Here is a 22,569-nt window from a genome sequence, read left to right on the forward strand (position 1 = left end):
CTCGGTTTTCTCATTGTTCGTTAACGCTTTGGCACAAACTGCCTGAATAATTCGCGACTCTTTAAAGGCTTACCACCAAGATACGGCTTGAGGGCAATTCGGGTAAAGCGTTTTGCCGCGCGTAAGGTATCCTGGTCAGGAAATTCTCGTTCATACAGCGCCCTGAGATGCCGCCCGGTGAACGTCGTGTTATCAATCACCACGCTGGCAATAAATCCCTTCTCTTCCCGATAGCGGTAGGTCATGGCGTCATCCACGGATTCGCCGCTCCCCGCGCAATGGAGAAAATCCACGCCATAGCCAAGATGGCCGAGCAGCGCCAGCTCGAAGCGACGTAATGCGGGTTCGGGCGTGCCCGTTGCGCCAGCCAGCGCCTGGATGCAGTGGAGATAATCGAAAAAGAGTTCAGAGAAGCGGGTTTCGTGTTCAAGAACACGGGAGATGAGTTCGTTGACGTACAGACCGCTATAGAGCGTGACACCCGACAGAGGAAGCGCCAGGGAGACGGCTTCGGCACTGCGCAGGGTTTTGACTTCACCGCGTCCACCGAAGCGAACCAGCAGCGGGGTGAAGGGTTGTAATGCCCCCTTCAGGTTAGAGCGTTTGGAGCGTGCGCCTTTTGCGACAAGGCGCACGCGACCCGATTCTTCCGTGAAGACGTCCAGCATCAGGCTGGTTTCGCTCCACGGACGGCTGTGCAAGACGAATGCGCGCTGCCAGCCTTCAGTCATGTTCGTTGTCTTATACGTCGTCGCCGTAACCGAGACTACGCAATGCGCGCTCGTCATCAGCCCAGCCGGATTTCACCTTCACCCACAGCTCAAGGTGAACCGGTGCTTCGAACATCTCCTGCATGTCTTTACGCGCTTCGATGCCGATGGTTTTGATTTTGGCGCCTTTGTTGCCGATCACCATCTTCTTCTGACCTTCACGCTCAACGAGGATCAGCCCGTTGATGTCGTAACCGCCGCGCTCGTTCGTCTGGAAACGTTCGATTTCCACAGTCACGGAGTACGGCAGTTCTGCCCCGAGGAAACGCATCAGTTTTTCACGGATGATTTCAGAGGCCATAAAGCGCTGGGAACGGTCGGTGATGTAATCTTCCGGGAAGTGATGAATCGCTTCCGGGAGATGTTTACGCACGATACCGGCGATGGTGTCGACGTTCATTCCCGTTTCTGCGGACAGCGGCACGATGTCGAGGAAGTTCATCTGGCTTGCAAGGAACTGCAGGTGCGGCAGCAGATCGGCTTTTTCCTGCACGTTGTCAACTTTGTTGACCGCAAGAATAACCGGCGATTTGCCGTCGCGCAGTTTGTTCAGCACCATCTCGTCGTCCGGCGTCCAGCGGGTGCCTTCAACCACGAAGATGATCAGTTCCACATCACCGATAGAGCTGCTCGCCGCTTTGTTCATCAGGCGGTTGATCGCGCGCTTCTCTTCCATATGCAGGCCTGGGGTATCGACGTAAATCGCCTGATACGGGCCTTCAGTGTGAATACCGACGATACGGTGACGCGTGGTTTGCGCCTTACGGGACGTAATAGAAATTTTCTGCCCAAGCAGATTATTCAGCAGCGTTGATTTGCCAACGTTCGGACGTCCGACGATGGCAACAAAACCGCAGTAACTCTTTTCTTCGCTCATTCCAGCTCCAGCATTTTTAACGCCTGTTCGGCGGCAGCCTGTTCCGCCTTACGACGGCTTGAACCTGTGCCAACCACCGGTTCACTCAGGCCGCTAACCTGGCAATGGATGGTAAATTCCTGATCGTGTGCTTCGCCGCGAACCTGCACCACCAGATAGGATGGCAGAGGAAGGTGGCGACCCTGCAGATATTCCTGCAAACGAGTTTTAGGATCTTTTTGTTTATCGCCCGGGCTAATTTCGTCCAGACGCGTTTGATACCAGTTCAGAATGAGTTGCTCAACCGTCTGAATATCGCTGTCGAGGAAAACACCACCGATTAATGCTTCGACAGTATCCGCGAGGATAGATTCACGGCGAAAACCACCGCTTTTCAGTTCACCCGGCCCGAGTCGCAGGCATTCGCCCAGTTCAAACTCACGTGCAATTTCGGCAAGCGTATTGCCGCGCACCAGCGTGGCGCGCATACGGCTCATATCACCTTCATCCACACGAGGGAAGCGGTGATAAAGCGCATTGGCGATCACGTAACTTAAAATGGAGTCACCCAGAAACTCGAGGCGCTCATTGTGTTTGCTGCTGGCACTGCGGTGGGTTAATGCCTGTTGCAACAACTCCTGATGCTGAAAAGTGTAGCCCAGCTTCCGTTGAAGCCGATTAATTACGATGGGGTTCATGCGATACCAGTAAATGAATGCGTCAAAAATGCAGCACACGAAACCGACCTGATAAGACCAACGCGGTTTCGTGTGCCGTGGCACTGAGTCAGCGCCAACCTTAAACTTCGGGGGAATATTCTATACACAACGACAGGGTATGTCGTTAGCCAGGAGAGATTATCTCTTAAATAATTCACGTAACCCTCATTTAAGAGGGTTACGTGTGCAAATATCAGGAATTAATGGATTGCGCCGATGCGATTCAGACGAACGCCAGTCGGCCACTCCCCTTCCTGCTTCTCGAAGCTCATCCAGATTGCGGTCGCTTTACCGACCAGATTGGCTTCCGGAACAAAGCCCCAGTAACGGCTGTCCGCGGAGTTATCGCGGTTATCACCCATCATGAAGTAATGTCCTGGCGGAACAATCCAGGTGGCAAGCTGCTGGCCTGGCTGCTGGTAGTACATACCCAGCTGATCCTGCGCGATCGGTACCGTCAAAATACGGTGCGTCACGTCGCCCAGGGTCTCTTTACGCTCAACCAGACGGATCCCGTTCTCTTTGGTTTCGCCTTTCGGCAGCTGGAAGAAACCGCTGGTCGCTTCCCCGCCGTTACGACGGGCAAAGGTCTGCACGAAGTCGCTTGGCTCAACGTTGGAGTAGGTGATCGGCAGCGCGTTTTCACACGCCGTACCGGAGCTACAGCCAGGCTGAACGGTCACTTCTTTCGCCACAGGATCGTAGTTCACTTTGTCGCCCGGCAAGCCGACGGCACGTTTGATGTAATCCAGACGCGGATCTTCCGGGTATTTGAAGACCACGATATCGCCGCGTTTAGGATGGCCGGTTTCGATGAGCGTTTTCTGGTAGATCGGATCTTTAATGCCGTAGGCAAATTTCTCGACCAGAATAAAATCGCCAATCAGAAGCGTTGGCATCATCGAACCGGACGGGATCTGGAAAGGTTCATAGATAAATGAACGCACCACCAGAACAATCGCCAGCACCGGGAAGACGGAAGCACCGGTTTCCAGCCAGCCCGGTTTCGGGCCGACTTTCTTCAGGGTTTTCGCATCCAGCTGTTCACCCGTCACAGACTGACGTTCGCGACGTTTCGGGGCAAAGATAAACTTATCCAGACACCACAACAGCCCCGTCACCAGGGTCGCAATGACCAGGATCAGGGCAAACATGTTCGCCATGCCAACTCCTTAAGGATTATTTTCCGTCTTTGCCCACGTGCAGAATGGCCAGGAACGCTTCCTGCGGCAGTTCGACGTTACCGACCTGCTTCATACGTTTCTTACCATCTTTCTGTTTCTGCAACAGTTTCTTCTTACGGCTGACGTCACCGCCGTAGCATTTCGCCAGGACGTTTTTACGCAGCTGTTTCACCGTTGAGCGGGCAATAATGTGGTTGCCAATGGCAGCCTGGATCGCGATATCAAATTGCTGACGCGGGATCAGCTCTTTCATCTTCTCGACCAGTTCGCGGCCACGGTACGGGGCGTTATCGTTGTGGGTGATCAGCGCCAGCGCATCCACGCGATCGCCGTTGATCAGCACATCCACACGCACCATGTTGGACGCCTGGAAACGTTTGAAGTTGTAGTCCAGTGACGCATAGCCACGAGAGGTAGACTTCAGACGGTCGAAGAAGTCGAGCACCACTTCCGCCATCGGGATTTCATAGGTCAGCGCCACCTGGTTACCGTGGTAAACCATGTTGGTCTGCACGCCACGCTTCTCGATACAGAGCGTAATGACGTTACCGAGGAACTCCTGCGGCAGCAGCATGTGACATTCCGCGATTGGCTCACGCAGCTCTTCGATGTTGTTCAGTGGCGGCAGCTTGGACGGGCTGTCGACATAGATAACCTCTTTGCTGGTGGTCTGAACTTCATACACGACGGTCGGTGCCGTGGTGATCAGATCCAGATCGTATTCGCGCTCCAGACGTTCCTGAATGATCTCCATGTGCAGCAGACCCAGGAAGCCACAGCGGAAGCCGAAGCCCAGCGCGGTAGAGCTTTCTGGTTCATAGAACAGGGAAGCATCGTTCAGACTCAGCTTGCCAAGCGCGTCACGGAAGTTTTCATAATCGTCAGAGCTGACCGGGAACAGACCCGCATAAACCTGTGGCTTCACTTTTTTGAAGCCCGGGAGCGCTTTGTCTGCCGGATTACGTGCCTGAGTCAGGGTATCGCCCACTGGCGCGCCCAGAATGTCTTTGATCGCACATACCAGCCAGCCTACTTCGCCGCATTTCAGTTCGGTACGGTCAACCTGTTTCGGCGTGAAGATGCCCAGACGGTCAGCGTTGTACACCTGACCGGTGCTCATCACTTTGATTTTGTCGCCTTTACGCATGGTGCCGTTTTTAATACGGACCAGGGAGACAACGCCAAGGTAGTTATCGAACCAGGAGTCGATGATCAGTGCCTGCAGCGGCGCATCTGCGTCACCTTCTGGTGCCGGGATATCACGCACCAGGCGTTCCAGCACATCAGGTACACCGACACCGGTTTTCGCGGAGCAGCGCACGGCATCAGCGGCATCAATGCCGACGATGTCTTCAATCTCTTCCGCTACGCGCTCAGGATCGGCGGCTGGCAGGTCGATTTTGTTCAGAACCGGCACCACTTCGAGATCCATTTCCATCGCGGTGTAGCAGTTCGCCAGGGTCTGAGCTTCTACGCCCTGCCCGGCATCGACCACCAGCAGCGCGCCTTCGCAGGCCGCCAGCGAACGAGAAACTTCATAGGAGAAGTCAACGTGGCCTGGGGTGTCGATGAAATTCAGTTGATAGGTTTCACCATCAAGGGCTTTGTAGTCGAGCGTCACGCTCTGCGCTTTGATGGTAATACCACGTTCGCGTTCCAGGTCCATGGAGTCCAGTACCTGGGCTTCCATTTCACGATCAGACAGGCCACCGCAAATCTGGATAATACGGTCAGACAGCGTCGACTTACCGTGGTCAATGTGAGCAATGATCGAAAAGTTACGTATGTTCTTCATATAGTTAAATAATTATGCCTTACGAATTCCTGGAGGCCGCTGTTCTTAGCCTGACGTTTTTCAGTGCGAAAACGCAGCATTCTACACTACATCTTCGTCACCAGGAAATGCTCTTCAAGCCAAGCATAGCGTCAAGGAAGGACGTTTTCTTTTCAGGGATGTAAATAAAGATAAAGCCCGATGAATTACCGGGCTTCTGAAGAGAGCGTTTCAACACGAAGCATGTCCGGCGGGAGCCCCACGCTGAGGATAATGGGCTGCCAGGCTTCTTTCTGTGCGAGCTTCTGAGAAAAGCCGCGCGCCAGCATAAAACCGCCCACGCCACCGAGTGCTCCGCCGCTCATCGCCGCGAGATCGGTGCCAAACAGCATCTGGAAAATTCCGGCTACCACAAACAAGCCCACCAGCGGCGAGAGATACACCAGCATCGCGGAACCTAACAGGCTGCCTTCGGCAATGCCCAGCTCGACCTTTTGACCGACGGTCAACGGCTGTTCGCTCGGCACAGAGATCGTGTGCGATGTTTGCGGCCCTAACTTATTAAGCACGCGGCTGCCGCACCCCGCACGGGAAGCGCAGCTGTTGCATGACGCTTTCACGTCACAGCTCACCAGCGCGACGCCATTTTGCCATGAGACCACGGTGGCCCATTCTTTAATCATTGTGCGGTCCTGAATTTAATGCTGTCAGCAATACGCTTCGCCGTTTGCGGGGGAAGTTCACCCACAATGGTGATTTCGGCGTTGTCGCGCACGGTGGTGCTCACGGTCCGACGGCCGGTGCGCAGCATTTGATCGCTGCTGTTCGCCGTCGCGCGGTTGATATTCACCGAGAAGCTGAACAGGCCATCAGAATAGAGACGAGACTCAACCGGCGTTTCAATGGTCGGCAGCTGGCGACGACTGCTGGAGATTTCGCTGAACCCTTGCGGGATCCAGGATGGCACCCAGTTGAAATTCACCGTATCGCCCGCGGGCACTGACAGCAGCGGCGGAAGGCTCGCTTTCGCCAGATTCTGCATGCTGTTGCCCACCTGACCATCCACCGTGAAGGAGATGACGCGGAACTGTTCCAGCGTTTCGCCGTCACGATCGAGGAGATCAACGCGCATAGGGAGTTTGCTTTCCGCATCCATCCACACGATGTAGCTGTAACGCGTGCCGTCTCTCGCCACGACGCGAATCACTTCGCACAGCCGGTCCGCGATACGCGTGCGGCCAACGGAGATGAAATCGTAGTATGGGGACAGACGTTTAAAATCGGTATAGATGAGAGCCGGAAGCGAATCGACAATATAATCGCCATTGAGCGTGAACGGCTCAAGGCCTGGCTCGAAATAGCTGATTTCATTGCCGCGCTGAACAACTTCACGGCGCGGGCCGTCGAGTTGTAAAAGCTGGGCAAGCGGCTGGTTATCAAGTCGGGCATGGCGGTAGCGTAACGACTCTACACCCTGCTTGTTGATACTGATAAAGGCCAACTCGTAGTTGAGTGACTGGCTCGCCATATTCATCTGCTGCAACAACGCCCCGGACGATAAATCAGCCGAGGCGTTGGCAGAGAAGAACAGGCTACCCGCCACTAAGGACATGGCGCACCAAAGTTGCTTCATTACTGCGATTGCGTTCCTAAAGTTTGGTTTCCTGGCACTTGCACACCAGCCTGCTGGGTCTGTGCCTGCTCAAACTGGAGCTGCTCAGAGTGCAGACGACGCTGCAACTCATAGTCCTGCAGCATCGCATTAATGCGACGACGCTGTTCCTGAACCTGCTGTTGCTGGCCCGGGCTGACTGATGCATCGGCGGCTGGCACACCCAAACTAACCGGACTTGCTTTACCCATCATCGGCAGTGTGTTGAACACTGGCGCTTCAGGCTGCTGGTTAGCTTCTGATTGACCGTTATAGTGCTGGACGCCAACGATAACTGCAAGCGATACGCATGCAGCCACACCCATTTGGGTGAGTTGACTGGCCCACGGACGCACTTTTTTCCAGAATGGCATCTTCTGCCATTGATGCGGCGCAGGTTGGGCTTCAGGAATCAGCGGAGTGGTCTGATGTACAGGCTCGTTCTCAATTGCCGCCATTACGCGGGCAGAGATATCGAAATGGAGAACATCGCCCGTATCACCGCGCATAGAGTCGCGGATGAGATGGTAACTCTCCCAGGTCTTTTGCATCTCGGGAGAGTGAGAGAGCTCGTTGAGCAGCTCACTGTCCAGCGTTTCACCATCCATTAAAGCGGAAAGTTTTTCTTTCTGCATGCCTAATACCTTTTCCAGTATCCCGCTATCGTCAACGCCTGATAAGCGGTTGAACTTTATTATCAATAGCTTCTCGCGCACGGAAGATTCGCGAACGAACCGTTCCGACCGGACAATCCATGATGGCCGCTATCTCTTCATAGCTGAGTCCATCAAGCTCCCGCAAGGTAATTGCCATGCGTAAATCTTCCGGGAGTGCCTCGATCGTGCGAAAAACGATTTGTCTCAGTTCTTCTGACAACATTAAGTTCTCAGGGTTCGAAATTTCTTTCAACGCGCCGCCGCTTTCGAAGTTTTCAGCGTCAATGGCATCCACATCACTAGACGGCGGACGACGGCCCTGAGCGACCAGATAATTCTTTGCTGTATTGACTGCAATACGATACAGCCAGGTGTAAAAAGCACTATCTCCCCGGAAAGAATCCAGCGCACGATAGGCCTTTATAAAAGACTCTTGTACCACATCAGGAACGTCTCCTGACGGCACGTAGCGGGACACCAGACTCGCCACTTTATGCTGGTAGCGCACTACCAGTAAGTTAAAGGCTTTCTGATCTCCCTTCTGGACCCGTTCAACCAGGACCTGGTCCGTTAACTGCTCGCTCATCCGAGGTAATGTCTCCCCAAACCTAAATTCCACGCGTTATCGAAACGCCACTCTAAAAACACTGCAATGTGAGCAAGCACGAGGTTAGAGGGTCTATTCATCAATAAGTTCCGTTACGCGTTTGTTTTTGTCCATCGTGTCGCAGACTGTTCATTTTCTCTCATTATAAGTCTGTTAACGATACGTACCCAGTTTCTGATAAGAAATGGCATTTTTGCAGCCAGAAGAGTACCGCAACACAGGGTTTATTTCACCACATAATCTGAAGCTAACGATCTGCTTCGCAAAATATTTTCGTTCTTTTACGTGTTTTTTGAGCTTGCGTTTATGTTTAGGCTGCGCAACACCACTCAAAAAAAACGTGCGATTCATCGCATTCGGGTGCTATTCTGGCCAAACACTGTTTAGTAAATTAAACAAACATCATGAACACAACTCCTGAACTGCATTGTGATGTACTGATTATCGGCAGCGGCGCGGCCGGGCTCTCTCTGGCGCTGCGACTTGCCTCGCATCAGAAAGTGATCGTCCTGAGCAAAGGGCCGATGAGCGAAGGCTCGACGTTCTACGCGCAAGGCGGCATCGCTGCGGTGTTTGATGAAACCGACAGCATTGCTTCGCACGTGGAAGATACGCTGATCGCGGGCGCGGGCATTGTCGATGAACACGCCGCGGAATTTGTCGCCAGCAACGCACGTCATTGCGTGCAGTGGCTAATCGACCAGGGCGTGCTGTTTGATACCCACGTTCAGCCCAATGGCGAAGAGGGATATCATCTCACTCGCGAAGGCGGCCATAGCCACCGGCGCATCCTGCATGCCGCCGATGCCACCGGCAAAGAAGTTGAAAACACGCTGGTCAGCAAAGCCTGCAACCATCCCAATATTCAGGTGCTAGAGCGCAGCAATGCGGTGGATCTGATCATCTCGGATAAAATTGGCCTGCCGGGCACGCGCCGCGTCGTCGGAGCCTGGGTCTGGAACCGCAATAAAGAGAAGGTCGAAACCTGCCGGGCGAAATCTGTGGTTCTGGCAACAGGTGGCGCTTCCAAGGTTTATCAGTACACGACGAATCCGGATATCTCCTCCGGGGACGGAATTGCGATGGCATGGCGTGCAGGTTGTCGCGTCGCCAATCTGGAGTTTAACCAGTTCCACCCAACCGCCCTCTTCCACCCGCAGGCGCGCAATTTCCTGCTGACGGAAGCCCTGCGGGGTGAAGGCGCGCATCTCAAGCGCCCTGACGGCACGCGTTTTATGCCTGACTTCGACGAGCGCGGCGAGCTTGCCCCGCGTGACATCGTGGCCCGCGCGATAGACCACGAGATGAAACGTCTCGGTGTCGACTGTATGTATCTCGATATCAGCCATAAGCCCGCGGATTTTGTGCGCCAGCACTTCCCGACGATCTATGAGAAATTGCTGGGCCTCGGGATCGATCTCACCAAAGAACCGGTGCCGATTGTGCCCGCCGCGCACTATACCTGCGGTGGCGTGATGGTGGACGATCATGGCCGTACTGATGTGGATGGCTTGTACGCTATCGGCGAGGTGAGCTACACCGGGCTGCATGGCGCGAACCGCATGGCGTCTAACTCGCTTCTGGAGTGTCTGGTTTACGGCTGGTCAGCCGCGGAAGATATTACCAAACGGATGCCGTACGCCCGTCAGGTGGATCAACTCCCTGCCTGGGATGAAAGCCGGGTGGATAATCCGGATGAGCTGGTCGTCATTCAGCACAACTGGCATGAGCTGAGACTCTTCATGTGGGATTACGTCGGGATCGTGCGCACCACGAAACGTCTGGAGCGCGCGCTGCGCCGGATTACGATGCTCCAGCAGGAGATTGACGAGTATTACGCCAATTTCCGCGTATCCAACAATCTGCTGGAGCTGCGCAATCTGGTGCAGGTGGCGGAGCTGATTGTTCGCTGCGCGATGATGCGCAAAGAGAGCCGGGGCCTGCATTACACGCTGGACTACCCCGATCAGCTGGCGGAATCCGGTCCATCGGTACTCGCCCCGCTCGCTCACATAAACAGATAAAATGCCTGGGTCAGCGCAGTGTAGGCTTCTGAGTAACACTGATCTGGCCCACGGATCACCATCCTGTCGCTGAAGCACTCGCCTTCTTTTGGCGAGAGCGCTAATAACACACGGTGCGGGAGCCGCGCTTCATTATCGGCAATATCAGTGCGCAGACGTAAGAACCAGCCCATCTCCAGCGCCTTTTTGATAAAGGCATTGCCGGTGCTTTCGGGCAGCACGACGCAGAAAAATCCCTCTTCGGAGATCAAATTCGCCGCGGTCATGAGCAGCGCCTGATGATCCAGCGAGCCGGTGTAGCGTGCCTGGTTGCGTTCCGGCGTGGCGCATTCGACGCCCGGTTCAAAATAAGGTGGGTTGCTGACAATCAGATCGTAACGCGCCGTTTGCTCAGGCGCCCAGGTAATAATATCGGCGCACTCCACCCGGACGCGAGACGCCCACGGAGATTCGCCGGCATTCTCACTCGCCTGACTGGCAGCCTGCGCGTCGAGCTCGACCGCATCGATAGTGACATGCTGCTCCGTGCGCTGCGCCAGCATCAGCGCCAAAAGGCCGCTTCCTGCGCCAATATCCAAAATTCGCTTAACCTTCGCGACGGGCGCCCACGCACCCAGTAAGATACCGTCAGTACCGACTTTCATCGCACAGCGATCGTGAGCCACAAAAAACTGTTTAAACGTAAAACCATCGCGGCGCAGCTGCGCTTTGGGTTGAGACATGTCAAAGCAACCTTCTTAAATAAAACCGGATTAGCATAGGGGAAAGCGAAGTGGCGGAAAAGGGATATCCACAAACAGATGAAGATTGCAGCCATAACGTCTATAATCAGCGCCCCACACAGAGGTAGAACATGACTGTAACGACTTTTTCCGAACTTGAACTCGATGAGTGCCTGCTGGAAGCTCTCCAGAATAAAGGCTTCACACGCCCAACTGCCATCCAGGCGGCTGCTATTCCGCCTGCGTTAGAAGGCCGTGATGTACTCGGTTCTGCGCCGACAGGCACCGGTAAAACGGCGGCATATTTGCTGCCTGTCTTGCAGCATCTGATCGACTTTCCTCGCAAGAAATCTGGCCCACCGCGCATTCTGATCCTGACACCGACACGTGAATTAGCCGTGCAGGTGGCAGAGCATGCGCGTGAACTGGCCGCGAATACGCATCTGGATATCGCCACCATCACCGGTGGTGTCGCCTATATGAACCACGCCGAAGTGTTCAGTGAGAACCAGGATATCGTGGTCGCGACAACCGGACGCCTGATGCAGTACATCAAAGAAGAAAACTTTGACTGCCGTGCGGTGGAAACGCTGATCCTCGATGAAGCAGACCGTATGCTGGAACTCGGTTTTGCGCAGGACATCGAACACATTGCGGGCGAAACGCGCTGGCGCAAACAGACGATGCTCTTCTCCGCCACCCTGGAAGGTGACGCGATCAAAGACTTCGCCGAGCGTCTGCTGAATGAGCCGGCTGAGGTGTCCGCTACGCCGTCCACGCGTGAGCGCAAGAAGATCCACCAGTGGTATTACCGCGCCGATAACCTTGAGCACAAAGTCGAGCTGCTCAAGCACCTGCTGAAACAGGATGACACCACGCGTACCATCGTGTTTGTGCGTAAGCGCGAGCGTGTGCATGAGCTGGCGAATATGCTGCGTTCCGCAGGTATCGACAACTGCTATCTTGAAGGCGATATGCCGCAGGCGAAGCGTACCGAGGGGATTAAACGTCTGACCGAAGGTCGCGTCAACGTGCTGGTTGCCACTGACGTCGCGGCGCGCGGGATTGATATTCCTGATGTCAGCCACGTTATTAACTTCGACATGCCGCGCACGGGCGACACCTATCTGCACCGTATCGGTCGTACTGGTCGTGCGGGCCGTAAAGGCACCGCGATCTCTCTGGTCGAAGCGCACGATTACATGCTGCTGCTGAAAGTGGGTCGTTACATCGAAGAGCCGGTGAAAGCCCGCGTCATTGATGAACTGCGTCCTACCACGCGTGCGCCGAGCGAGAAGATGACGGGTAAACCGTCCAAGAAAGTGCTCGCGAAACGTGCCGAGAAGAAAAAAGAAGAAGCGAAAGAGAAGCCGCGCGTGAAGAATCGCCATCGCGATGCCAAAAACATTGGCAAGCGTCGTAAGCCAAGCGGTACGCCGCCGACTTCACAAAACGAAGAGTAAAAAAAAGCCGGGTTCATCACCCGGCTTTTTATTTCCCCCAAGACCTCAAGTCTTACAGGCTTTCAGTAAAGGTACGTGCAATAACGTCACGCTGCTGTTCTGGAGTCAGAGAGTTGAAGCGTACCGCGTAGCCAGAAACACGAATGGTCAGCTGCGGGTATTTTTCTGGGTTCTTCACCGCATCTTCCAGGGTTTCGCGACGCAGAACGTTAACGTTCAGGTGCTGACCACCTTCCACACGAACTTCCGGCTGGATGTCCATTGGGATTTCACGGTATTCGATTTCGCCCAGTTTGTTAACCGGCACGATTTCGTCTTCAGCAAAACCGGCTTTCGCGACCACACAACGCGCTTCGCCTTTTTCGCTGTCCAGCAGCCAGAAAGAGTTCAGCAGATCGTCATTTGCAGCTTTAGTAATCTGGATACCTGTAATCATGTTATGCCTCCAGGGCTACATTAATTTATGGATGTCGGCCTCTCGCGGCCAATTGGTAAAACCATTGTTGCTTGAGTGTATATATATCAGCCGCCACCCCATGATTCTTTGATTTAAATCAACAAAAACCGCGACCACACAAAGTGTGTGGTTTGATTTTATTGTTTTATATCAATTTACGACCACCGCAGAACCGCTCTTTTTTGAGTAATTCAAATTAAATTGAAAGACTTAGACGCAAATTTCGCGCGGAATTTTGCTCCCCTCTCTTAAAGGGTTAAGCTAGGCGCAATTGAGAGATGCAGGAGAGCATGATGACAACCCCTTTGACATGGCATGACGTGCTGGCAGATGAAAAGCAGCAGCCCTATTTTGTGAATACGCTCAGCACGGTCGCCACAGAGCGGCAATCCGGTCAGACGATCTATCCCCCGCAGAAAGATGTGTTTAACGCCTTCCGTTATACCGAACTGAATGATGTGAAAGTGGTGATCCTCGGTCAGGACCCTTACCACGGTCCGGGACAGGCGCATGGTCTGGCTTTCTCGGTGCGTCCTGGGATTGCCACCCCGCCGTCGCTGCTGAATATGTATAAAGAGCTGGAAGGCTCGATGCCAGGGTTTACCCGTCCGGCGCATGGCTATCTTGAGAGCTGGGCGCGTCAGGGCGTGCTGCTGCTTAACACAGTGTTAACGGTTCGGGCGGGACAGGCGCATTCTCATGCCAGCCTGGGCTGGGAAACCTTTACCGATAAAGTCATCAGCCTGATTAACGAACATTGTGAAGGGGTGGTGTTTTTACTCTGGGGCGCACATGCGCAGAAGAAAGGGGCGATCATTGATACTCAGCGTCATCACGTGCTGAAAGCGCCACACCCTTCGCCGCTGTCGGCTCACCGCGGATTCTTTGGCTGTAACCACTTTGTGCTGGCGAATGAATGGCTGGAAAAACGCAACGAAGCGCCGATTGACTGGATGCCCGTGTTACCGGCTGAAAGCGAATAACGATTAATCAATGAGTAGGCCGGATAAGGCGTAGCCGCCATCCGGCAAAATGCCCGGCAGCGAGATGCTAACCGGGCATATCAAAGCTAGGCTTTGTTCTGACGCCACCATTCAGCCAGCAGGACGCCGGTTGCAACGGAAACGTTGAGGCTTTCTACCTTGCCTGTCCCGTCGATTGAGACGCTCAGGTCGGCAGAAGAGAGTGCCGCATCAGACAGACCATCACGTTCCTGACCCAGCACCAGCACCATCTTGCGCGGTAGCGTCGCTTTAAACAGCGGCGTACCTTTGTGGCTGGAGGTGGTCACGATAGAGTAACCCGCCTGGCGGAACTCTTCGATGGCATCAAGAACACTTTCGCCCGTAATCGGCTGTACGTGTTCCGCCCCACCCTCGGCAGTACGAATCGCCGCACCGGATTCGACAATTGCCGCATCCTGCAACAACACGCCTTTCACACCGAAATGGGCACAGCTACGCATCATCGCACCCAGATTGTGAGGGTTACCCACATCTTCCAGCGCCAGCACGCAGTCATCGGCATCCGCCTGACTGACCCACTGCTGCACGGTGGTGCCGTTACGTTTTTTGATCAGGAAGCAGACGCCACCGTGATGCTCGGTACCGGAAGCTTTGGTCAGCTCCGCGTCGTCTACCACATGGTAGGCTTTGCGGTTCGCCGCCATCCAGCGCAGGGCTTCTTTGAAACGCGGCGTGACGCTCTGGATAAACCAGGCGCGAACGATGCATTCAGGACGGCTCTGGAACAGGGCCTGACAGGCGTTCTCGCCGTAGACACGGGTCTCTTCAGCGCGTTGACGGCGCAGAACTTCCGGATCGATAAAGCTCTTACCACTGATTCCACCGTGATCGGCTTTTGCCGGTGCTTCTTCACCCGGTGCGCGGGAAACCGTGCGCCACGGGGATGCATCACGTGGGAAATCATCGCGAGGACGGTCGTCGCGACGGCGATCGTCACGCTTACGGTCATCACGTTTGCGGTCATCACCGCGGTTACTTCTGTTGTCATCGCGGGCGGGGCGACGGCCACCGTCTGCACGAGATGGACCCGGACGGCCCCCACCCTTTCCGGTACGCGGATTTTGGGTGCGTTTGTCAGAATCATCATCACTGCGGACATACATCACTTTGACCTTGCCGCTTTTATTCTTCAGTTCGTCGTTCATGCTTTTCTCCACCAGCGCTGCGCGAAGCGCGCAGATTACCCGATGTGTCAGCGCATAGCCATTATTTCATACAAAAGCCTGTGACTATTGTTCCCATTGAATAAAACGCATTGTCGTTTCAAACAACCTCAATGATAATGTGTAACATATCAGAAACATTATCGGCATTTTGCCGCTTTGTCCCACTGCTCTATCAGAGGTTAGTTATGAATACCGTATGTGCCAACTGCCAGGCCCTCAATCGCATTCCGGATGACCGAATTGATGATGGGGCGAAATGCGGGCGTTGCGGTCATGAGCTTTTCGATGGCGACGTGATTAACGCAACCGGCGAAACCCTCGATAAATTGCTGAAAGACGATCTGCCGGTCGTGGTGGATTTCTGGGCGCCCTGGTGCGGCCCATGCCGTAACTTTGCGCCTATATTTGAAGACGTCGCCGAAGAGCGCAGTGGGAAAATGCGCTTTGTGAAAGTGAACACCGAAGCGGAACGCGAACTGAGCGCCCGATTCCGCATCCGCAGTATTCCGACCATCATGATTTTCAAGAAGGGTGAAGTCGTCGATATGCTCAATGGTGCCGTGCCAAAAGCGCCTTTTGAAAGCTGGCTGAACGAAACTCTCTGACATTCACGGGGCACCGCTTGTGCCCCGTTCCTCCCTCTGCGAGAATGGCGTTTTTTCTGCGCCTCTTCCATGACTGATAACGCCGTACTTCAATTGCGCGCCGAACGCCTGGCGCGTGCGACCCGCCCTTTTCTTGCTCGTGGCAACCGCGTTCGCCGCTGTCAGCGCTGTCTTTTGCCGCAAAAGCAGTGCCTGTGCGACACCCTGACGACCAGCCACGCGCAAAGCCGTTTCTGCCTGGTGATGTTCGATACCGAGCCGATGAAGCCCAGCAATACCGGGCGTCTGATCGCCGACATTCTGCCGAATACCGCTGCGTTTCAGTGGTCGCGCACCGAGCCGCCGCAGGCCCTGCTCGATCTGGTTGCCAGCCCCGACTATCAGCCCATGGTGGTGTTCCCTGCATCTTATGCCGGTGAAAACCGCGAGGTGATTTCTGCGCCTGCGACAGGCAAACCGCCGCTGTTCATCATGCTGGATGGCACCTGGACCGAAGCGCGGAAAATGTTCCGCAAGAGCCCGTATCTGGATGCGCTGCCGGTGATCTCCGTCGATCTGTCACGCGTTTCCGCCTATCGCCTGCGCGAAGCCCACGCCGAGGGGCAATATTGTACGGCAGAAGTGGCGATCGCCCTGCTGGATCTGGCGCAGGATACGTTGGCCGCGACCGCGCTGGGCAACCATTTTTCCTGCTTCCGCGAGCGCTATCTGGCAGGAAAACCCACACATCAGGCCAGCATCACAGCAGAAGAGCCGGAAAGCGTTTAAAATCATCAGGTCACTCGCGTTTACAGGAGACTTGTATGAGCCAGCGAGGGCTAGAAGCGCTACTCCGCCCTAAATCCATCGCCGTGATCGGTGCCTCCATGAAGCCCGATCGCGCCGGATATTTAATGATGCGCAACCTGCTGGCCGGTGGATTCAATGGCCCGGTCATGCCCGTCACCCCGGCGTATAAAGCTGTTCAGGGCGTGCTGGCCTGGCCTGACATACAAAGCCTGCCCTTTGTCCCCGATCTCGCCATCCTCTGTACTCATGCCAAACGCAATCTCACCCTGCTGGAAGCGCTGGGTGAGAAAGGGTGTAAAACCTGCATCATTCTCTCTTCGCCACCAGAACAGCAGGCAGAATTACTGGCCTGCGCGGGCCGATATCAGATGCGCTTACTTGGGCCTAACAGTCTGGGGCTTTTGGCTCCGTGGCAGGGATTGAACGCCAGTTTCTCTCCGGTACCGATTCGCAAAGGCAAACTGGCGTTTATCTCTCAGTCTGCCGCCGTGTCCAACACCATTCTCGACTGGGCGCAGCAGCGCGAAATGGGCTTTTCGTATTTCATCGCGCTGGGCGATAGCCTGGATATTGATGTCGATGAACTGCTCGATTTCCTGGCGCGCGACAGTAAAACCAGCGCGATCCTTTTGTACCTCGAACATCTGAGCGATGCGCGACGCTTTGTCTCCGCCGCGCGCAGCGCCTCGCGTAACAAGCCGATCCTGGTCATCAAAAGTGGCCGTAGTCCTGCGGCGCAGCGTTTGCTGCAATCCCACTCGGGCATGGACCCTGCCTGGGACGCCGCCATTCAACGCGCCGGTTTGCTGCGCGTTCAGGATACCCATGAGCTTTTCTCGGCGGTCGAAACGCTGAGCCATATGCGCCCGTTGCGCGGTGAAAAGCTGATGATTGTCAGTAACGGCGCGGCACCGGCAGCGCTCGCTCTTGATGAACTGTGGTTACGCAACGGGAAACTCGCCACGCTCAGCGAAGAGACGCTGCAACATTTGCGTGACGCCCTGCCTGTGAGCGTGACGCCGGGGAATCCGCTGGATCTGCGGGACGACGCCAGCAGCGAGCGGTATATCAAGGCTATCTCGATACTGCTGGACAGCCAGGACATTGATGCTCTGATGGTGATCCATTCCCCCAGCGCCGCGGCGCCCGGCAGCCAGAGCGCACGCGCGCTGATCGATGCCGTTAAAAACCATCCGCGCGGAAAATATGTCACCCTGCTGACCAACTGGTGCGGGGAATACTCCTCGCAGGAAGCGCGCCGCCTGTTCAGCGAAGCGGGATTGCCGACCTACCGCACGCCGGAAGGCACTATCACCGCATTTATGCATATGGTGGAATACCGCAGGAACCAGAAACAGCTGCGAGAAACCCCGGCGTTGCCCGATAATCTGGCGGCCAATGCGACCGAAGCCCACAATCTGCTGCGCCAGGCCATTGAAGACGGAGCGTCGTCGCTGGATACCCATGAGGTACAACCGATTCTGGATGCCTACGGCATGAAAACCTTGCCGACCTGGATCGCGAGTGACAGCGCCGAGGCGGTGCATATTGCCGAACAGATTGGTTATCCGGTGGCGCTGAAGCTCCGGTCGCCTGATATTCCACATAAGTCGGATGTACAGGGCGTGATGCTCTATTTGCGTACCGCGGCAGAAGTGCAGCAGGCTGCCGAGGCGATTTTCGATCGCGTCAAAATGGCCTGGCCGCAGGCGAGAGTCCATGGGCTTTTGGTCCAGAGCATGGCGAACCGCGCCGGGGCGCAGGAACTCAGAGTGGTTGTGGAGCACGACCCGGTCTTTGGCCCGTTGATTATGCTGGGAGAAGGCGGTGTGGAGTGGCGACCGGAAGAGCAGGCTGTTGTCGCGCTCCCGCCGCTGAACATGAATCTGGCGCGTTACCTGGTTATTCAGGCGATTAAGAGTAAAAAAATTCGCGGACGCAGCGCGCTCCAGCCTCTGGATATCGCCGGGCTGAGCCAGTTCCTGGTTCAGGTTTCAAACCTGATTGTCGATTGCGCTGAGATCCAGCGGCTGGATATCCATCCGCTTCTGGCGTCGGGCAATGAATTTATCGCCCTGGACGTGACGCTGGATATCGCGCCGTTTACGGGCGATCGCGAAAGCCGACTGGCGATCCGCCCCTATCCCCTTCAACTGGAAGAGTGGGTGGAGATGAAAAATGGCGAGCAGGTGCTGTTTCGCCCTATCCTGCCCGAAGATGAGCCGCAGCTGCGGGCCTTCATCGCGCAAGTCACGAAGGAAGATTTGTACTATCGCTACTTCAGTGAAATCAGCGAATTTACCCATGATGATTTAGCCAATATGACCCAGATCGACTACGATCGGGAAATGGCATTTGTTGCCGTTCGCCATCGTGATGAAGGCGACGAGATCCTTGGGGTCACGCGGGCGATTTCCGATCCTGACAATGTGGATGCGGAATTTGCCGTGCTGGTTCGCTCCGATCTAAAAGGTCTTGGACTTGGGCGGAGATTGCTGGAAAAACTGATTGGCTATACCCGAGATCACGGTTTGCTCTGCCTGAATGGCATTACTATGCCCCATAACCGCGGCATGATTACTCTGGCGCGCAAACTCGGATTCGACGTGGATATTCAGCTGGACGAAGGGATTGTCGCCCTCTCGCTCCGTCTGGCATCGATGTCAACCCAGGAGTAAGGTACTGGAAATGTTGACCACTTTAGCAAGTACTGGTGGTATCATTGTCCGCTTATGTTGTCTGCAGATGCCAGATAACCCTTCAATGAACAGAGAAGATACGCACTGTGATGTTGTCAAAATTTAAGCGTAACAAACATCAACAACACCTTGCTCAACTACCGAAGATTTCTCAGTCAGTTGATGATGTCGAGTTCTTTTACGCTCCCGCCCATTTCAGGGAGACGCTTCTGGAAAAGATTGCGAGTGCCACACAACGTATTTGTATTGTGGCGCTTTATCTTGAACAGGATGAAGGTGGACGCGCGATTTTAAACGCGGTCTATGAAGCTAAACGCCAGCGCCCGGAACTGGACGTTCGTATCCTGGTTGACTGGCATCGTGCGCAACGCGGTCGAATTGGTGCGGCAGCGTCCAATACCAATGCGGACTGGTACTGCCGTATGGCGCAGGAAAACCCGAGCGTCGACGTGCGCGTTTACGGTGTACCCGTCAACACGCGTGAAGCCCTTGGCGTTCTGCATTTCAAAGGTTTCATCATTGATGACAGCGTCCTTTACAGCGGTGCGAGCCTCAATGACGTCTACCTGCATCAGCTCGATAAGTATCGCTATGACCGTTACCATCTGATCCGCAATGCGCAGATGGCGGACATCATGTTCAACTGGGTGGACCAAAACCTGGTGCATGGTCGTGGCGTGAATCGCCTTGACGATCCTCATCGTCCAAAAAGCCCGGAAATCAAAAACGATATCCGTCTGTTCCGCCAGGAACTGCGCGATGCGGTTTATCATTTCCAGGGGGATGCGGATAACGAACAGCTCTCCGTGACACCTTTAGTCGGCCTGGGCAAATCCAGCCTGCTGAATAAGACCATCTACCATCTGATGCCGTGCGCAGAGCAGAAGCTGACAATCTGTACGCCGTACTTCAACTTACCGGCGATACTGGTCCGCAATATTATTCAGCTGCTGCGCGATGGTAAAAAAGTCGAAATCATCGTCGGGGACAAAACCGCGAACGACTTCTTCATCCCTGAAGATCAGCCGTTTAAGATCATCGGTGCGCTGCCGTACTTGTATGAGATCAACCTCCGTCGTTTCCTGAGCCGCCTGCAGTATTACGTTAATACCGACCAACTGGTAGTGCGCCTCTGGAAAGATGAGGACAACAGCTATCACCTGAAAGGGATGTGGGTTGACGATGACTGGATGCTGCTGACCGGGAATAACCTCAACCCGCGCGCCTGGCGTCTGGATCTGGAAAACGCCATTCTGATCCACGATCCTCGGCATGAGCTTTCGGCCCAGCGCGAGCGTGAGCTCGAATTGATTCGTACCCATACGACGACCGTGCGTCACTACCGCGATTTGCAGAGCATTGCCGATTATCCGGTGAAAGTGCGTAAGCTTATCCGCCGGTTACGTCGTATTCGTATCGACCGCCTCATCAGCCGTATTCTGTAACGAACCAGCCCTGTCATCGACGGGGCTTTTTTTGGAGTCCGTTATGCGAATCTTCCTCCTGCTCTCTCCCCTCTTGCTTTCAGGTTGCAGCCATATGGCCAACGACAGCTGGCAAGGTCAGGATAAGGCCCAGCACTTTATCGCCTCGGCAATGCTCTCTGCCGCCGGGAATGAAGTCGCACAACATCAGGGCTATAGCCGCGATCGTAGCGCCGTTTACGGGTTCATGTTCTCTGTCAGTCTTGGCGCGTCAAAAGAGTTATGGGATAGCCGCCCTGCGGGGAGCGGCTGGAGCTGGAAAGATTTTGCCTGGGATGTCGCAGGTGCCACAACCGGCTATGCGGTGTGGCAACTGGCTCACTATTAAAGACGGATCCCTTTCCCTCTGCGGTGTAGCATCAGGGAGACAATAAATGCGAGCACGCCCATCACAGTGACGTACCAGAAGAAGGTGCTTTCACTGCCGACCGACTTCAGTGTTAGCGCGACATATTCCGCCGAGCCGCCAAAGAGTGCATTCGCCACAGCATAAGACAATCCCACACCTAGCGCACGGACCTGAGCGGGGAACATTTCTGCTTTTAATATTCCGCTGATCGAGGTGTAAAAACTGACGATCACCATCGCCACCATGACGAGTGCGAAAGCGGCATAGGGAGAGGAAACGTGTTGCAGCGCGGTCAGGATTGGGACAGTACAAAGGGCAGATAATCCGCCAAAGATAAGCATTGATGTCCGCCGCCCAATTCTGTCTGACAGCGCACCGATCAATGGCTGAATGAGCATAAACACAAACAGTGCGGCAGTCATAACAACACTGGCCACATTCGCGTGCATCCCGGTGGTGTTGACCAGATACTTCTGCATGTAGGTTGTGAAGGTGTAGAAACTCAGGGAACCGCCAGCGGTAAACCCTAATACCATCACAAAGGCTTTCCGGTTACGCCATAATCCTTTCAACGATCCGGCCTCTTTCAGTGCCCTCACCTCTTTTTGCGAGGTTTCATCCAGTTGACGACGCAGCCACAAGGCGACGACAGCCAGAACGGCCCCCATCGCGAACGGAATTCGCCATCCCCAGGCATGTAACTGTTCATCGGTCAGGATTTGCTGCAGAACAACGACCACCAGAATGGCCAGCAGTTGTCCGCCGATCAAAGTGACATACTGGAAGGAGGCGTAAAAACCTTTACGCCCTTCAACGGCGACCTCACTCATGTACGTCGCGCTTGTACCGTATTCGCCACCGACGGAGAGCCCCTGGAACAAACGAGCCAAAAGCAACAGTGCGGGTGCCCACGTACCGATAGTGTCATAACCTGGCAGACAGGCGATCACCAGCGATCCCAGACACATCATGCAAACGGAGATCAGCATGGAGGTTTTACGCCCCTGCCGGTCTGCAATACGGCCAAACAGCCAGCCACCAATCGGGCGCATCAGGAATCCGGCAGCAAATACCCCTGCGGTTTGCAGCAACTGAGTCGTGGTGTTTCCGGACGGGAAAAAGATATGGGCAAAATAGAGGGAACAAAATGAGTAAACGTAGAAGTCGAACCACTCGACCAGATTACCCGATGAGGCACTGACGATCGCCCATACCCTGCGTCGGGTATCACTGTCAGCCAGCGTCCCGTTCGATGTGATGCTTTCGGCCATTTTACTGTGCTCCTGCCATAAGACTTAAGCGTGTTGGGCGCTGAATGCCCCAATCATTTAGTAAATGAAATGTTATATTTTTGTTATATTTAACATTGTGATTTACATCACACATTTACTTAGCAGGATAAGCGATTAGGAGGAGTTCGAGGAATGCTGTTTAACGACAATAACGCAAAAAGGCCATCCTTGCGGATGGCCTCTTCACTTAATTGATGCCTGGCAGTTCCCTACTCTCACATGGGGAGACCCCACACTACCATCGGCGCTACGGCGTTTCACTTCTGAGTTCGGCATG

The 22,569-nt window shown here is 54.7% G+C and carries 22 protein-coding genes and 1 rRNA gene; 8 read left to right on the forward strand and 15 right to left on the reverse strand.

What is annotated here, in order from left to right; genetic code table 11:
- Positions 1 to 20: 20 nt before the first annotated feature.
- The 10 genes from recO to rseD all read right to left on the reverse strand — a co-directional run bounded on the left by recO (position 21) and on the right by rseD (position 8,297).
- A complete protein-coding gene (recO, locus tag QQF33_RS22580; RefSeq protein ID WP_285149772.1) occupies positions 21 to 731 on the reverse strand; it encodes a DNA repair protein RecO in 711 nt (236 codons plus the stop codon).
- A 10-nt stretch (positions 732 to 741) separates the two neighbouring features.
- Entirely contained in the window at positions 742 to 1,647 is a 906-nt protein-coding gene (gene era, locus QQF33_RS22585) for a GTPase Era (RefSeq protein ID WP_282494156.1), read from the reverse strand.
- Entirely contained in the window at positions 1,644 to 2,324 is a 681-nt protein-coding gene (rnc, locus tag QQF33_RS22590) for a ribonuclease III (protein WP_095284345.1), read from the reverse strand. Before rnc ends, era begins: the two co-directional genes overlap by 4 nt.
- 221 nt (positions 2,325 to 2,545) lie before the next feature.
- A complete protein-coding gene (lepB, locus tag QQF33_RS22595) occupies positions 2,546 to 3,508 on the reverse strand; it encodes a signal peptidase I (RefSeq protein WP_285158645.1) in 963 nt (320 codons plus the stop codon).
- A 16-nt stretch (positions 3,509 to 3,524) separates the two neighbouring features.
- Positions 3,525 to 5,324 (reverse strand): translation elongation factor 4, encoded by a 1,800-nt coding sequence (gene lepA, locus QQF33_RS22600; protein WP_282494154.1) that lies wholly within the window; start codon positions 5,322 to 5,324, stop codon positions 3,525 to 3,527.
- A gap of 185 nt (positions 5,325 to 5,509) precedes the next feature.
- Positions 5,510 to 5,986, reverse strand: a complete 477-nt coding sequence (gene rseC, locus QQF33_RS22605) for a SoxR-reducing system protein RseC (RefSeq protein WP_282494153.1) — start codon at positions 5,984 to 5,986, stop codon at positions 5,510 to 5,512.
- Positions 5,983 to 6,936 carry a sigma-E factor regulatory protein RseB gene (gene rseB / locus QQF33_RS22610; protein WP_282494152.1) on the reverse strand — a complete coding sequence of 318 codons (954 nt, stop codon included), beginning with the start codon at positions 6,934 to 6,936 and terminating at the stop codon, positions 5,983 to 5,985. Before rseB ends, rseC begins: the two co-directional genes overlap by 4 nt.
- Positions 6,936 to 7,589, reverse strand: a complete 654-nt coding sequence (rseA, locus tag QQF33_RS22615) for an anti-sigma-E factor RseA (protein WP_095282945.1) — start codon at positions 7,587 to 7,589, stop codon at positions 6,936 to 6,938. Before rseA ends, rseB begins: the two co-directional genes overlap by 1 nt.
- 31 nt (positions 7,590 to 7,620) lie before the next feature.
- Positions 7,621 to 8,196 (reverse strand): RNA polymerase sigma factor RpoE, encoded by a 576-nt coding sequence (gene rpoE / locus QQF33_RS22620; protein ID WP_095282946.1) that lies wholly within the window; start codon positions 8,194 to 8,196, stop codon positions 7,621 to 7,623.
- Positions 8,193 to 8,297 carry a rpoE leader peptide RseD gene (gene rseD / locus QQF33_RS22625; RefSeq protein WP_228483504.1) on the reverse strand — a complete coding sequence of 35 codons (105 nt, stop codon included), beginning with the start codon at positions 8,295 to 8,297 and terminating at the stop codon, positions 8,193 to 8,195. The genes rpoE and rseD overlap by 4 nt, the downstream gene beginning before the upstream one ends.
- A 324-nt stretch (positions 8,298 to 8,621) precedes the next feature.
- On the opposite strand from rseD, the gene nadB reads away from it, so the two are divergent.
- Positions 8,622 to 10,241 carry an L-aspartate oxidase gene (gene nadB, locus QQF33_RS22630; protein WP_282494151.1) on the forward strand — a complete coding sequence of 540 codons (1,620 nt, stop codon included), beginning with the start codon at positions 8,622 to 8,624 and terminating at the stop codon, positions 10,239 to 10,241.
- Here the strand turns inward: nadB and trmN are convergent.
- Entirely contained in the window at positions 10,226 to 10,963 is a 738-nt protein-coding gene (gene trmN, locus QQF33_RS22635) for a tRNA(1)(Val) (adenine(37)-N(6))-methyltransferase TrmN (protein WP_285149770.1), read from the reverse strand. The two genes, nadB and trmN, sit on opposite strands and share 16 nt — an antisense overlap.
- Positions 10,964 to 11,094: 131 nt before the next feature.
- Here trmN and srmB point away from each other — a divergent pair, with 131 nt between their 5' ends.
- Positions 11,095 to 12,426: an ATP-dependent RNA helicase SrmB gene (srmB, locus tag QQF33_RS22640; RefSeq protein ID WP_285146921.1), complete on the forward strand. Its 1,332-nt coding sequence runs from the start codon at positions 11,095 to 11,097 to the stop codon at positions 12,424 to 12,426.
- Positions 12,427 to 12,478: 52 nt separating this feature from the next.
- Here srmB and grcA read toward each other — a convergent pair whose 3' ends face one another.
- Positions 12,479 to 12,862 (reverse strand): autonomous glycyl radical cofactor GrcA, encoded by a 384-nt coding sequence (gene grcA, locus QQF33_RS22645; protein ID WP_100779271.1) that lies wholly within the window; start codon positions 12,860 to 12,862, stop codon positions 12,479 to 12,481.
- Between the two features lie 314 nt (positions 12,863 to 13,176).
- Between grcA and ung the strand changes: the two genes are divergently transcribed.
- On the forward strand, positions 13,177 to 13,866 hold the full coding sequence (gene ung / locus QQF33_RS22650) for a uracil-DNA glycosylase (protein ID WP_282494198.1): 690 nt from the start codon (positions 13,177 to 13,179) through the stop codon (positions 13,864 to 13,866).
- Positions 13,867 to 13,952: 86 nt separating this feature from the next.
- Here ung and QQF33_RS22655 read toward each other — a convergent pair whose 3' ends face one another.
- Positions 13,953 to 15,053: a tRNA/rRNA methyltransferase gene (locus QQF33_RS22655; RefSeq protein WP_285149769.1), complete on the reverse strand. Its 1,101-nt coding sequence runs from the start codon at positions 15,051 to 15,053 to the stop codon at positions 13,953 to 13,955.
- A 206-nt stretch (positions 15,054 to 15,259) separates the two neighbouring features.
- Between QQF33_RS22655 and trxC the strand changes: the two genes are divergently transcribed.
- The 5 genes from trxC to QQF33_RS22685 all read left to right on the forward strand — a co-directional run bounded on the left by trxC (position 15,260) and on the right by QQF33_RS22685 (position 20,979).
- Complete coding sequence (trxC, locus tag QQF33_RS22660; RefSeq protein ID WP_100779268.1) at positions 15,260 to 15,679, forward strand: thioredoxin TrxC; 420 nt, start codon at positions 15,260 to 15,262, stop codon at positions 15,677 to 15,679.
- Positions 15,680 to 15,748: 69 nt separating this feature from the next.
- Positions 15,749 to 16,447 (forward strand): tRNA-uridine aminocarboxypropyltransferase, encoded by a 699-nt coding sequence (gene tapT, locus QQF33_RS22665; protein ID WP_285158646.1) that lies wholly within the window; start codon positions 15,749 to 15,751, stop codon positions 16,445 to 16,447.
- A gap of 35 nt (positions 16,448 to 16,482) precedes the next feature.
- The gene (locus QQF33_RS22670) at positions 16,483 to 19,146 is read left to right on the forward strand and encodes a bifunctional acetate--CoA ligase family protein/GNAT family N-acetyltransferase (RefSeq protein ID WP_285158647.1); all 2,664 of its coding nucleotides are present in this window, start codon (positions 16,483 to 16,485) and stop codon (positions 19,144 to 19,146) included.
- 110 nt (positions 19,147 to 19,256) lie between these two features.
- Entirely contained in the window at positions 19,257 to 20,612 is a 1,356-nt protein-coding gene (pssA, locus tag QQF33_RS22680; RefSeq protein WP_285146925.1) for a CDP-diacylglycerol--serine O-phosphatidyltransferase, read from the forward strand.
- 43 nt (positions 20,613 to 20,655) lie between these two features.
- The gene (locus tag QQF33_RS22685; RefSeq protein ID WP_282494144.1) at positions 20,656 to 20,979 is read left to right on the forward strand and encodes a YfiM family lipoprotein; all 324 of its coding nucleotides are present in this window, start codon (positions 20,656 to 20,658) and stop codon (positions 20,977 to 20,979) included.
- Here QQF33_RS22685 and QQF33_RS22690 read toward each other — a convergent pair.
- A complete protein-coding gene (locus tag QQF33_RS22690) occupies positions 20,976 to 22,271 on the reverse strand; it encodes an MFS transporter (protein ID WP_282494143.1) in 1,296 nt (431 codons plus the stop codon). The genes QQF33_RS22685 and QQF33_RS22690 overlap by 4 nt on opposite strands.
- 217 nt (positions 22,272 to 22,488) lie before the next feature.
- Positions 22,489 to 22,569 (reverse strand): 5S ribosomal RNA (gene rrf, locus QQF33_RS25965); the annotation flags it as partial.

This window comes from Lelliottia wanjuensis (genome assembly GCF_030238365.1).
GTDB classification, from domain to species: Bacteria; Pseudomonadota; Gammaproteobacteria; order Enterobacterales; family Enterobacteriaceae; genus Enterobacter; species Enterobacter wanjuensis.